Raw genomic sequence first — 11,476 nt, 5'->3', positions numbered from 1 at the left:
AGCGGAATATTTTTGCGGCAGCGGATTGACAGAGGGCGACACAGGCACGGCGCCGTAGCCCGGATGGAGCGCCAGCGCAATCCGGGGCGGTGCGAGCGGCCCCGGATTGCGCTTCGCTCCATCCGGGCTACCCCGACCAGGAGAGCTAGCCTCCGAAATCCCGCGGACTGAACGGCAGGTCCATCACCTTCCATTCCTCGTACAGATTGGGCGGCAGCATCTTGTAAGGCTGGCAGCCCTGGATCGCGCTCATGGCGGACTTCACGAGGGCCACGCCCTTGGCGGACGGCGGGGCCTCGATCAGGATCGGCTCGCGCGCCAGCGTGCCGTCGGTCGCGAACACCGTGCGCAGCTTGATGTGAACGTTGTCGGTCGGGCTGAGGCCCGCCGGCAATTTCGCACAGCCCCGCAAATGACGGCGCAGCTCGGCGACGATCTCGGCCGGCAGCTTGGCTGCGATCGAATCCTTGGCGTCGCCGCCATCGTCCTTGGGGGCGTCTTTCGGCAGCGGCGCCGGCAATTCGGGCGGCAGGCCGAGCATGACGCCATACTTGACGGTGACGTCAGGCTGCGGCGCCTGATAGGCCGGCGGCGGCGCGGACTGTGGCGGCGGTTGCTGTGCCTGCGGCTGCGGCGGTTGCGGCATCGCCTGAGGCTGGGGTTGCGGCGGCGGCTGTTGCGGTGGAGGTTGTTGTGGTGGAGGCTGTTGCGGCTGTGCGTTGGCCTCGCGCGGCTTCGGCGGGGGCTGGGGCTGTTGCTGCGCGGGCCGTTGCGGTTCGGGAGAAGGCTGCGGTGACGGCGCCTGCTGCTTGGCCGCAGACTTCGACGCCTCCGGTGCCTTGTCGGTGAAATCCAGCTTCGGCAGCTTCAGCTCGGGCTCCGGCGGTTTCTCCTTCGCCTCCTCCTGAGCTTTCTCCTCCGCCTTGGCCACCTCCTGCTTCACCTGCTCCGGCGTGACGATATCGACCGTCACCGTCTCCGGCTGTTGGGTGCGAAACGGATGGACTTCGCTGATCACGATGATCAGCGCCACCAGCGTCAGATGCGCGAGCGCCGACGCCGCAATGTCCGTCCGTATGAAGGTCCGCAGTTCCATCGTTCGATCTTGGATTTCCGCCCTGCTGTTAGCATACCGCGGTCTCCCCTCAATCCCATTTCGGGGCGAAGCCGAAATCGGTCAGACGGCCCTTCGGATTGGCGAGCGCGGCGATCTGGCTCATCTCGTCCGCCGAGAGCTCGAAATCGAAGATCTCGATGTTTTCGGACAGCCGCTCGATGCGCGAGGTGCGCGGGATCGCAGCAACATTCTGTTGCACCAGCCAGCGCAGGCAGATCTGGGCCGGCGACTTGTGGTGGGTGCGCCCGATCTCGGCCAGCGTCTGGTCGGTCTTGATGCGCCCCTTGGCGATCGGGCTGTAAGCGACGAGCGCAAGGCCGTGCTGGTCGCAGGCCGCCCTCACCTTCGTCTGGTCGAGATAAGGGTGATATTCGACCTGGTTGCAGACGAGCGGCTCCGGCGACAGCGCCACCGCCTGCTCGAGCAACGCGACCGTGAAATTGGAGACGCCGATGTGGCGGGTCAGCCCCATCGTCTTCGCATGCGACAACGCGCCCAGCGTTTCCGCCAGCGGCACGTGCGGGTTGGGCCAGTGCAGCAGCAACAGATCGACGCTCGGAAGCCGCAGGCGAGCCAGGCTCTCCTTGACCGAGCGCTCGAGATCGTGGGGCGCGAAATGGTTGGTCCAGACCTTGGTGGTGAGGAACACGTCGTCGCGGCGCACGCCCGAGGAGCGCAGGCCGTCGCCGATCTCGCGCTCATTGTCGTAGACCTGCGCGGTATCGATGTGGCGGTAGCCGAGCCGCAGCGCCTGCTCGACCACGCGCGCGGCGGGCCTTCCGCTCAGCTCCCAGGTCCCGAGCCCGATCGCCGGAATTCTTGCGCCATTGGCCTCGACGAACAGCATGAGGACTCCTCTTCCGTTGCGGCAGCCCCTGACGTCATTATGGACCCCGCCCGCGACACTGCCAACGGACGCAGCGGCGATCCGGCCGGATATTCGGCGCAAGACTAACGGGAGGTGTGCGCCAGGGCTGCCGTCAGGCTTTGGCGAGCGCCTGGAACACAGTCTCGGGGGCGTGCGCGATCACCGCAAGCAGCGCGCGGGCCGGCCCGCGCGGAGCACGCTTGCCCTGCTCCCAGTTGCGGATGGTCTCGACGGGAACGCCGAGCTTGGCGGCGAACTCCATCTGGGTCAGGCAGGCGCGGCGGCGCAAATCGCGCACCGCGAGCGAGCCAGCCTCGGCCGGCGGGTTTGCGATCGCGGGCTGCTCCGGTGACGGTTGGACCGGAAACTCCTGCCCGTCCCGTACCTCGACGATCCGTCCGTCCGCCTTTAATCGCACACGCATGCCCATTCCCCCAAGCGCGGGCGATGATGCGGCAGGTCGCTTAAGTTCGGATTAAAGATGGTCTCGTGCCCCGGACGCTGCGCAGCACGAAGTGATGCGCTGCAGAGCCGGGGCCCATCTCGCCGCGGAGTACGCCGCCTTCTGGGTCCCGGTTCTGCGCAGCAGCGCTCCGCGCCGCAGCGCGCCCGGGACACGAGAGTGAGGGCGCCCGCGCTGCCTACCATCATCATTGCGAGCGCAGCGACTTGTCCGCCGAAGCCTTGGCGAAGGCGGAAGCAATCGAGGATCCCTCCACGGCGGCACTCTGGATTGCTCCGTCGCAAGAGCTTCTCGCAATGACGTGGAGAGAGCCCGAGCCCACACCGCCCGCTACCTCAGCCCGAACCAGAGCGTGGCAATGCCGAGGAAGGAGAAGAACCCGACCACATCAGTCACCGTGGTCACGAACGTTCCCGACGCCACCGCCGGGTCGGCCCTGACGCGTTCGAGCGCCATCGGGATCAGGATGCCGCCAAGCGCGCCTGCGACGAGGTTGCAGATGATCGCCAGCCCGATGACGATGCCGAGGCCGGGTATCTTGAACCAGGCCACCGCCGCGATCCCCGTGATCACCGCGAAGGCGAGACCGTTGACGAGACCGACCAGCGCCTCGCGCATCACCACGCGCCAGGCGTTGGACGAGCCGAGCTCGCGGGTCGCCAGCGCCCGCACCGCCACCGTCATGGTCTGGGTGGCGGCATTGCCGCCCTGGCTCGCGACGATCGGCGCCAGCACGGCGAGCGCGACCATCTTCTCCAGCTGGCCCTCGAACAGGCCGAGCACCGAGGACGCCAGGAAGGCGGTGGCGAGATTGACCAGCAGCCAGTTGAACCGCGCGCGCGCAATGGTGAAGACGGTGTCGGAGAGCTCCTCGTCGCTGGTGACGCCGCCGAGCGCCTTGAGATCCTCGTCCGCCTCCTCCTCGATGACGTCGACGACGTCGTCGACGGTGATGACGCCGACGAGGCGGTCCTGGGTGTCGAGCACCGGTGCCGCGACGAGGTTGTACTTGCCGAACATGCGCGCGACTTCCTCCTGGTCCTCCAGGACGGAGACGCGGCGGCGGTCCTCGTCGGTCAATTCAGTGAGCGGTACCGGGCGGCGGGCACGGAGCAGGACGTCGAGCGAGACCGCGCCCTGCCAATGCTGATCCTTGTCGACGACGTAGATCTCGTAGAAGCGGTCCGGCAGATCCGGCGTCTCGCGCATGTAGTCGATCGCCTGCCCCACGGTGAAATCCTGGGGTACCGCGATGAACTCGGTCTGCATCCGCCGGCCGGCCGAATTCTCGGGATACAGCAGGCTGCGCTCGAGCGCGACGCGCTCCTTGAGCGGCAGCTTTTCGAGGATCTCCTCCTGCTCGGCCTCGTCGAGGGTTTCCAGCAGCTCGACCGCGTCGTCGGATTCGAGCTCGCGGACGCCCTCGGCGACCGTCTCCGGCGGCAGCTCGTCCAGGATCTCCTCGCGGACGCCCTCGTCGACCTCGTTCAGCGCGGAGAAGTCGAAATCGGCCCCGGTCAGCTCGACCAGGCGGACGCGGTCGTCGGGCTCCAGGGCGCCGATGAGATCGCCGAGATCGGCCTCGTGCAGCTCGGCGACGCAGGCGCGCAGCGATGCGCTGTCGCCGGCCTCGATCGCACGGGCGATCTCCTCGACGAATTCATGACGAATTTCGCCGTCTTCATTGCGCATCGGCACGTGGTCGAGTACCGAATCCGCGGCGGATCGGGCAACGTCCATATGTTCATCCATGGCGCGCCTCGCCGTTTGACAGGTTGGAACGGGTGGTGTGAGCTGATTGTTCAGGCAATACCCACAAGGCAAAGCCGAGCGCAATGACAAAGATGCCGCGACTGAGGTGGACCTCGACCATGGCGGGCGTGCTCGCCGCGACCGTCATCGGCAGCGCCGCGGCGGAGGCCGCCGAGTGCCCGCGCAAGGACGCGCTCGGCACCTCGCGCGTCCTCAGCGTCGATCCCAAGAGCCATCCGCGCGTCGGCCTGAAGAGCTTTACGCAGACGCTGCCGCTGGCCGATCACGAGGTCGTACTGACCTTCGACGACGGACCGACCCCGCCGACGACGTCGAAGGTGCTGGCCGCGCTGGCACAGGAATGCGTGCGAGCAACCTTCTTCCTGATCGGCCAGCACGCCTCCGAGCATCCCGAGATGGTCAAACGCATCGCCCGCGAGGGCCACACCGTCGGCCATCACTCCTACTCGCATCCGCTCATGGGGCATATTTCGTTCGAGAAGGCCATGGCCGACATCGACCGGGGCATTGCCGCAGACGAGATGGCGCTGCGCGGAACCTCGACGACGACGCCCTCGACGCCGTTCTTCCGCTTCCCCTATTTCGAGTCGACACAAGCGCAGCTCGACCTGCTCCAGTCGCGCGGCATCGTGGTGTTCGGGGCCGATCTATGGGCCAGCGACTGGGAGGAGATGACGCCGGAGCAGCAATTGAAACTCGTCACCGAGCGCCTCGCCGCGAGCGGCAAGGGCATCATCCTCTTCCACGACAACAAGGCGCGCACGGCCGCAATGATGCCGGCCTTCCTGCGATATTTGCGGGAGAATGGCTACCGGATCGTCCACATCGTACCGTCGGGCACGTCACAGAAGAACGCCGACGGGCGCTGATGCCGGAATGTCACGCCGGCGCAAAATGGGGTGATCTGGGACCTATTAACACTCTGTTCATGCTACGCCCTGCAAATGGACGGGGAGTTTGTATCGGGAAGGGCTTTTGGCGCCTGAACCGTTTCCCGATGTCTCCGACCTACTATGGCGGCAATCGCATATGAGGGCAGACCGGGTTCATGATCGGAAGTAGCGTTGTTTTGCGGACGCGATCGTGGATCGTCCTTTGCCTCGGTGGTTTCCTCGGATGTTCGGCCCTGGGAGCGCCGGCAGCGCTCGCGGCCGACTGTCCCGGCCGTCCCGACGCGCTCGGGACCTCCCGCACCCTCGTGGTCGATCCGCACGAGCACCCGCGGATCGGCACCATGCAGTACCGCGAGACGCTGCCGCTGAAGGACCATGAAGTGGTCCTCACCTTCGACGACGGTCCGCTGCCGAAATATTCCAACCAGGTCCTCAAGATACTCGACGACGAGTGCATCAAGGCGACCTTCTTCATCATCGGCAGCCAGGCCAAGGCGAACCCGGAAGGCGTGCGCAAGCTGGTGGCGGCGGGACACACCGTCGGCACCCACAGCATGAACCATCCGCTGACCTTCGACCGGATGCCGGTCGAGAAATTCGAGCCCGAGATCAACGGCGGCATCGAGTGGACTTCGGCCGCGATGACCGATCCGTCCAAGCTGGCGCCGTTCTTCCGCATCCCCGGCCTGATGCGTGCCGAGGGCGTCGAGAACTATCTGATCTCGCGCGGCATCCAGGTCTGGAGCGCCGATTTCCCGGCCGACGACTGGCGCCATGTGTCGTCCGACCGCGTCTACCAGCTTGCGATCCAGCGGCTGGAGGCCAAGGGCAAGGGCATCTTGCTGCTGCACGACATCCAGGCGCGGACGGTCGCGGCGTTGCCGAAGATCATCCGCGACCTCAAGGCACGCGGCTACCGCATCGTGCATGTGGTGCCGGCGACCGCCGACCGGCCGGCGACGCCGACCACACAGGTCGAGTGGCTGCTGCATCCGCCGACCGAGACCGTGCCGATCGCGCGCTGGCCGCGTGTCCCGAACTTCGTGTTCACGCAGACCAGGACGCTTCCGGCACCCTCGCTCGCCGACCTCAATGCGCAGACCGAGCATCAGCCGCTGCTGCCACGCCGGACCAAGGGGCAAATGGATATCGCATCCACCCTGCCCGTGCCCGGCCGCGCGCTGTTTGCGATTCCGGAAGGCTCGGTCGATGTGCTGCTGTCGACGACGCTGTCGCGGCGGGCCGCGACGCGGCTGGCGATGGCGGCGGAGACGCCGCATGCAGCCAAGGGGGCCAAGGGCAAGCTCGCACGCAACAAGACGGCCAAGCCGCACACTGCGCATGCGGCGCCTGCCGCGCCGAAGCATGCCGCGCAGGTCAAGAGCGGCACGCCCCGCCCGACCCGCGTCGCCAGTCTGAAGAAGCGCGCCTAGAGCGTATCCGGTTCTGATTGAATCAGAACCGAAGCTCTAGATTCTTGGTTTGACGCGTTTTCTTCACGCGAACCGGTGTCCACTTCGCTCGAAAACGCTCTCAGGCGCGATGCGATCAGAATGAAGCGCCTTCGCGCTTCATTCAGGGTCTTTGAATTACTGCCGCAGGATGGCGGCAACGCAGAGCAGCACGATCAGCGCGAGGAAGAACAGGTCCATATAGGACTTGAGCTCGCCGTCGCGGCGCAGCCGGGCAACGTCGGCGACCACCTGCTTGCGCGCGTTGGTCCCGCCCGAACCGTCGTTGATCGGACCCTGAAGGCGCCGCGTCTCGGCCTCCAGCCTCTCTATCTTCTGGTAGAAGTAGAAGGCGCGCAGCGTCGAGGCCGCGCGCATGGCGGCATAGACCAGCACCAGGATCGCGACGATCGCCCGGTTCGGATATTTCTCCATGAAATTCAGGCTGAAATACACCATCGCCATGAAGGCGAAATTGGTGAGGAAGCGGTAGACGAAGCTGAGAAAAACCATGCTGGCTCAAGCCTTGAAGGGGGCAACCGGGACCGTGCTGCCCAATGCGGGATCAGGGGCCCAGACCGGAATAGCCAGCCTGATCCCTGCGGACGCCCGTCTACGCCAACATTGTTTCAGCAAAGATACCACGGCCCCGCAACTTGCCGCCTTTTAGCCACACGCCGCCATAATGCAAGGGCGCTCCCTCCCGTAACGGCTCAATGGCGATTTGGCGGAAGTCGCGATAGACTGCGCCGTGCCGCCACATCCGGGGTCTGCCGATGCCGAAGAAGGGAATCACCGGCCACGACGAATGGGTTCTGACCGAGGCCCTCGCGACCGCCCTGGTCGCGCTGGAGCAGCTCGAACCCAAGCACCAGCCGAACGCGCATATGGACGACATCCGCAAGATGCTCTCGAGCGGCAAGGAGCCGGCGGCGGTGAGCCTGCACCTCGCCCAGGCCAAATGCCGCCTGTTTCCCGACCTCGACCCGCTGGAGATCTACCGGGAATACGGCATCGGCGAGGAATATGGCTGAGCGGGGCGGCTTAAGGGCCGGCCACGGCGTCGCCCGCAGACCGCCGGGGGCGAAGATGTACGGCAAAGGCCTCGGTTTCGAACCACCGCGGTACAGGCGGATCTGCAACTCGCTACGCGCGGCTACGCCGGCGTTGCGGCCGGCGCCACGTCGAGGCGCACCGCCACGCCATTCAGATCCGCGCTTGGCGCGGGGTAGAGCTCCATGACGAGCGGATCATGGCCGGGAACGATGTGGTCCGCGTCAGGCGCCGCGGCGCGCAGCTTGTCGAAACCCACCAGCATGTCGCCGACATGAAACGCCGTCGTGAACGGACGCTCGCTCGTCATGTTCTCGTAGAAATGGCTGACGTCGGAGGCGAGCACGACGGGGCCGCGGCGGGTGTTGACGCGGACGAATTGCAGACCGGCGGAATGTCCGCCCGCCGCATGGACCGTCAGCCCGGGCGCGATCTCGGCGTCGCCGTCGTAGAACAGCACCCGGCGGGCGTAGTTCAGCCGCACGATCCCGCAAATATCCTCGACCTCGAAGGAATGCGACAGCCTCGGATATTGCATATAGCGGCCGGTGGCATAGGCGAGCTCGCGCTCCTGGAGATGAAATCGCGCGTTCGGAAACCGGTCGAAATTGCCGGCATGGTCGTAGTGCAGATGCGTGAGGATCACGTCCTTGACGTCGGCAGGGTCGATGTCGAACGCGGCAAGCGTCTCCACCGGGCAGCGCAGGAAATTCCGCCTGCGCTGCCTGGCGATCTCCGCGTTGAACCCGGTGTCGATGACGAAGGTGCGCCCGCCTCCCCGCGCCAGCCACATGAAATAGTCCATCGGCATCGGCCCGTCATGCGGGTCGCCGCCGATGAAGTGCTCGCTGCGCTGCGCATCGCGCGTGGCGTAGCGGATGGCAAACAGCTCGTAGTCCGGGTCAGCCATGACGTCTTCCGATCAGGGATGCGCGCTCACGAACCGGCCGCGTCGACCTCGTTGAAGGCCTCGCGCGCATTGCGGAAGGCGTCGATGCCGGCGGGCACGCCGCAATAGACGGCGACCTGGAGCAGGATCTCCTTGATCTCCTCCTTGGTGAGCCCGTTCTTCAAGGCGCCCTTCACATGCAGCTTCAATTCGTGCGGCCGGTTCAGCGCGCCGAGCATCGCCAGATTGACGATCGAGCGCGTGCGGCGGTCGACACCCGGCCGCGTCCACAAGGCGCCCCAGCAGAATTCGGTCGACCACTCCGCCATGGTGCGCGTGAACTCGTCGGCCCCCGCGATCGACTTGTTGACGTAATCCTCGCCCAGCACCTCCTTGCGAACCTTGAGGCCTTTTTCGAACAGTTCGGTCTTGCTCATGATCGTCCCTTTCAGGTCTTGAGAGTTGCTGGTTGGAGTTTGTTCAGCGCGAGGCCAATGGTGGCCGTAGCGATTGCAGGAGATTGCCGACGTCATCCGCCGCATCGAGCCGCCAGACGGCCTCGATGACGCGGTCCGCATCCCAAGCGCTTCGACCTGTGCGTATGCCGTCGCGCAACTTCGCCTCGATATCACGGTCTGACAGCGGCGCAGCCTGGCTGCCGCGCGGCGAGGTGACGGTTTCCGTGAGCACATCGCCGGAGGCCAGACGCAAGGTGACGCGCGCGGCGCCGTCAGGCATCGCGCGGTCGAGCTCCGCCTTCACCTTCAACCGCAGTTGCGCGATATCGGGCCGATCGACGGTCTCCTGCTCGAACTCGGTCACGCCGGCCGCGCCGAGCAAGAGGCCGCACGCCGTGCAATGATGGATGCTGACGCGCGCATCGCGCGCGTTGTTGACGGGGCGGTCACCGCGGGCGAGCAGCAGCGCCGAGCCCTGCACCATCACCTGCTCGATCTGGTCGACCCGTCCGGCGATGCGCTGACGCAACCCGAGGCAGGCGTCGATCACCGCATGGAATACGATGCCGGCCGGATACGGCTTGTAGGTGTTCTTCGCGATTTCCCAGGTCTTGCCGAGACCATCGAGAAGTCTCGTTTGATCGAGCTCGTCTCCCATGGTGCGGGCCCAGCCGAGCGGCCCCTCGATGGCGCGGGGGGCCGCCTCGAAGCCCTGCTGCGCCAGCAGCGCGGCGAACAATCCGTTCCGCGCAGCGTTGCCGACGCTGACATTCTTGGCGGCACTGGGCAGGTTCTCGACATTGCCGGCCGACTGGCTCGCCGCAATGCCGATGGCGTTCGCAATCCCCTCCGCCGGCAGGCCCAGCAGCTTCGCGCACGCCGCCGCCGCGCCGAAAATCCCGCAGGTCGAGGTGATGTGCCAGCCACGCGCATAGTGGCGCGGCGAAACCGCATTGCCGATCCGGCACTCGACATCCACGCCGAGGATGAAGGCCGTCAGCACCTCGCGCCCCGACGTCCTGCGCGTCTCCGCCAGCGCCAGCACGGCCGCGGCGACGGGCGCGGCCGGATGAATGATCGTGTCGGGGTGGGTGTCGTCGAAGTCGAGCAGATTCGCCGAGACGGCATTGAGAAACGCGGCGGACATCGCATCCATGCACCGGGCATGGCCGATGACCGTCGATGTCGCGGTGCCGCTGAACGGCGACAAGGTGCGCATCGCGGCCATCACCACCGGATCGCGCGCGGAGAGAAGCGCTGTTGCGAAGAAATTGAGGATCGAGCGTCGCGCCTCGAGGCTCTGCGACTGCATGTCTGCCCATGACGACGCCGCGACGAAGTCGGCGAGCGTCCTGCTCACGCTTGGAATCGGGTCTTGCGGCACGCGGGGCGTCTTCCTCGTTTTGTCCGGACCTTATGCCGATCCGCGGCAAACTGTCGACCCCAAATGTTATGCTTGACAGCTTGTCTGACAATCATAACAATCCCGCCCGCTGGCGCGGGGTCCCCTCGCCGCGACGATTGCGGCCGACACGGCCGGCGATCGGCACGAGATCAACGACCACAAGATCAAGAAGGCGCGCCCCATTGCGGGACCGCGCGACAGGGAGTGAACGATGGCGGGAGAAACGCTCGGCGTGATCGGCACGGGCCGCATGGGCGGTCCGATGGCGGGACGATTGATGGACGCGGGCTATTCGCTCGTCGTCTATGACACGCAGGCCGAGGCCACTCAGCCGCTGGTCAAGCGCGGCGCGCTGCTCGGCAAATCGCCGGCCGACGTCGCCTCTCGCGCCGACATCATGCTCGCCAGCCTGCCGACACCCGACATCGTCAAGGCGGTCACGCTCGGCCAGGACGGTATCAGCAGCGGCAATCGCGCGAAGATCGTGATTGACCTGTCGACCTCGGGGCCCGGCGCGGCAAAGCTCGTCGCCGAGGGCCTGAAAGCCAAGGGCATGACGCTGGTCGATGCGCCCGTGAGCGGCGGCATCAAGGGCGCCGTCAACGGCACGCTGGCGGTGATGGTGTCCTGCCCGCAGGCGACCTACGAGACCGTGCAGCCGATCCTGAAGAATTTCGGCAAGCTGTTTTACACCGGCGACAAGCCCGGCGTGGCGCAGACCGCCAAGCTCGCCAACAACCTGATGGCGGCCGCAGCCCTCGTGATCACCTCGGAAGCCGTCGCCATGGGCGTCAAGGGCGGCGTCAACGCCAAGGTGCTGATCGACATCATCAACGCTTCGAGCGGCCGCAACAGCGCCTCCGAGGACAAATTCCCGCGCGCGGTGCTGCCCGGCACGTTCGATTTCGGTTTCACCACCGGCCTCTCCTACAAGGACGTCCGTCTCTGCGTGGACGAAGCCGAGGCCATGGGCGTGCCGATGGTCTGCGGCGCGGTGGTGCGGCAGATGCTCGCGATCACCAACGCCAAATACGGCGCCTCGTCCGACTTCACCTCGATCGCAAAAGTGCTCGAGGAATGGGCCGGGGTGGAGATGCGCGGCTAAG

Annotated in this window: 12 protein-coding genes; 4 read left to right on the top strand and 8 right to left on the bottom strand. The window is 66.1% G+C overall.

Translation table 11 applies throughout. The features are described 5' to 3' along the window. Nucleotides 1-145: 145 nt before the first annotated feature. The 4 genes from tolA to mgtE form a co-directional block, all read right to left on the bottom strand. The gene (tolA, locus tag UNPF46_RS37280) at nucleotides 146-1,096 is read right to left on the bottom strand and encodes a cell envelope integrity protein TolA (RefSeq protein ID WP_181769756.1); all 951 of its coding nucleotides are present in this window, start codon (nucleotides 1,094-1,096) and stop codon (nucleotides 146-148) included. A 49-nt stretch (nucleotides 1,097-1,145) separates the two neighbouring features. Then, nucleotides 1,146-1,964 carry an aldo/keto reductase gene (locus UNPF46_RS03700; protein ID WP_100179397.1) on the bottom strand — a complete coding sequence of 273 codons (819 nt, stop codon included), beginning with the start codon at nucleotides 1,962-1,964 and terminating at the stop codon, nucleotides 1,146-1,148. A gap of 133 nt (nucleotides 1,965-2,097) precedes the next feature. Then, a complete protein-coding gene (locus UNPF46_RS03695; protein ID WP_142249077.1) occupies nucleotides 2,098-2,415 on the bottom strand; it encodes a helix-turn-helix domain-containing protein in 318 nt (105 codons plus the stop codon). 363 nt (nucleotides 2,416-2,778) lie between these two features. After that, a complete protein-coding gene (mgtE, locus tag UNPF46_RS03690; protein ID WP_100179399.1) occupies nucleotides 2,779-4,200 on the bottom strand; it encodes a magnesium transporter in 1,422 nt (473 codons plus the stop codon). An 83-nt stretch (nucleotides 4,201-4,283) separates the two neighbouring features. On the opposite strand from mgtE, the gene UNPF46_RS03685 reads away from it, so the two are divergent. Next, complete coding sequence (locus tag UNPF46_RS03685; protein ID WP_142249076.1) at nucleotides 4,284-5,090, top strand: polysaccharide deacetylase family protein; 807 nt, start codon at nucleotides 4,284-4,286, stop codon at nucleotides 5,088-5,090. 179 nt (nucleotides 5,091-5,269) lie between these two features. Then, entirely contained in the window at nucleotides 5,270-6,547 is a 1,278-nt protein-coding gene (locus UNPF46_RS03680; protein WP_142249075.1) for a polysaccharide deacetylase family protein, read from the top strand. A 156-nt stretch (nucleotides 6,548-6,703) separates the two neighbouring features. On the opposite strand, the gene UNPF46_RS03670 is transcribed toward UNPF46_RS03680, so the two are convergent. Then, nucleotides 6,704-7,078 carry a hypothetical protein gene (locus UNPF46_RS03670; RefSeq protein ID WP_142249073.1) on the bottom strand — a complete coding sequence of 125 codons (375 nt, stop codon included), beginning with the start codon at nucleotides 7,076-7,078 and terminating at the stop codon, nucleotides 6,704-6,706. Between the two features lie 263 nt (nucleotides 7,079-7,341). On the opposite strand from UNPF46_RS03670, the gene UNPF46_RS37275 reads away from it, so the two are divergent. Beyond that, nucleotides 7,342-7,599, top strand: a complete 258-nt coding sequence (locus UNPF46_RS37275; protein ID WP_174719081.1) for a hypothetical protein — start codon at nucleotides 7,342-7,344, stop codon at nucleotides 7,597-7,599. A 122-nt stretch (nucleotides 7,600-7,721) separates the two neighbouring features. On the opposite strand, the gene UNPF46_RS03660 is transcribed toward UNPF46_RS37275, so the two are convergent. Genes UNPF46_RS03660 through UNPF46_RS03650 form a run of 3 tightly spaced genes read right to left on the bottom strand, consistent with a single transcriptional unit; the run spans nucleotide 7,722 to nucleotide 10,325 of the window. Beyond that, nucleotides 7,722-8,528, bottom strand: coding sequence for an N-acyl homoserine lactonase family protein (locus UNPF46_RS03660; protein ID WP_142249072.1), 807 nt, complete (start codon nucleotides 8,526-8,528; stop codon nucleotides 7,722-7,724). A gap of 26 nt (nucleotides 8,529-8,554) precedes the next feature. Then, complete coding sequence (locus UNPF46_RS03655; protein ID WP_008557256.1) at nucleotides 8,555-8,944, bottom strand: carboxymuconolactone decarboxylase family protein; 390 nt, start codon at nucleotides 8,942-8,944, stop codon at nucleotides 8,555-8,557. A gap of 43 nt (nucleotides 8,945-8,987) precedes the next feature. Next, nucleotides 8,988-10,325, bottom strand: a complete 1,338-nt coding sequence (locus UNPF46_RS03650; protein ID WP_246668585.1) for an MmgE/PrpD family protein — start codon at nucleotides 10,323-10,325, stop codon at nucleotides 8,988-8,990. Between the two features lie 256 nt (nucleotides 10,326-10,581). On the opposite strand from UNPF46_RS03650, the gene UNPF46_RS03645 reads away from it, so the two are divergent. After that, nucleotides 10,582-11,475, top strand: a complete 894-nt coding sequence (locus UNPF46_RS03645) for an NAD(P)-dependent oxidoreductase (RefSeq protein ID WP_142249070.1) — start codon at nucleotides 10,582-10,584, stop codon at nucleotides 11,473-11,475. Nucleotide 11,476 lies beyond the last annotated feature (1 nt).

Origin of the sequence: Bradyrhizobium sp. UNPF46 (assembly GCF_006658625.1) — a bacterium.
Lineage (GTDB): Bacteria > Pseudomonadota > Alphaproteobacteria > Rhizobiales > Xanthobacteraceae > Bradyrhizobium > Bradyrhizobium nitroreducens.
This window is presented reverse-complemented; position numbering and strand designations above follow the sequence as displayed.

What these genes read in the sequence shown, in the direction of transcription:
- UNPF46_RS03645 (WP_142249070.1), top strand. Translation starts at nt 10,582, where the DNA reads ATGGCGGGAGAAACGCTCGGCGTGATCGGCACGGGCCGCATGGGCGGT.
- UNPF46_RS03700 (WP_100179397.1), bottom strand. Translation starts at nt 1,964, where the DNA reads ATGCTGTTCGTCGAGGCCAATGGCGCAAGAATTCCGGCGATCGGGCTC.
- UNPF46_RS03695 (WP_142249077.1), bottom strand. Translation starts at nt 2,415, where the DNA reads ATGGGCATGCGTGTGCGATTAAAGGCGGACGGACGGATCGTCGAGGTA.
- mgtE (WP_100179399.1), bottom strand. Translation starts at nt 4,200, where the DNA reads ATGGATGAACATATGGACGTTGCCCGATCCGCCGCGGATTCGGTACTC.
- tolA (WP_181769756.1), bottom strand. Translation starts at nt 1,096, where the DNA reads ATGGAACTGCGGACCTTCATACGGACGGACATTGCGGCGTCGGCGCTC.
- UNPF46_RS37275 (WP_174719081.1), top strand. Translation starts at nt 7,342, where the DNA reads ATGCCGAAGAAGGGAATCACCGGCCACGACGAATGGGTTCTGACCGAG.
- UNPF46_RS03685 (WP_142249076.1), top strand. Translation starts at nt 4,284, where the DNA reads ATGACAAAGATGCCGCGACTGAGGTGGACCTCGACCATGGCGGGCGTG.
- UNPF46_RS03655 (WP_008557256.1), bottom strand. Translation starts at nt 8,944, where the DNA reads ATGAGCAAGACCGAACTGTTCGAAAAAGGCCTCAAGGTTCGCAAGGAG.
- UNPF46_RS03680 (WP_142249075.1), top strand. Translation starts at nt 5,270, where the DNA reads ATGATCGGAAGTAGCGTTGTTTTGCGGACGCGATCGTGGATCGTCCTT.
- UNPF46_RS03670 (WP_142249073.1), bottom strand. Translation starts at nt 7,078, where the DNA reads ATGGTTTTTCTCAGCTTCGTCTACCGCTTCCTCACCAATTTCGCCTTC.
- UNPF46_RS03660 (WP_142249072.1), bottom strand. Translation starts at nt 8,528, where the DNA reads ATGGCTGACCCGGACTACGAGCTGTTTGCCATCCGCTACGCCACGCGC.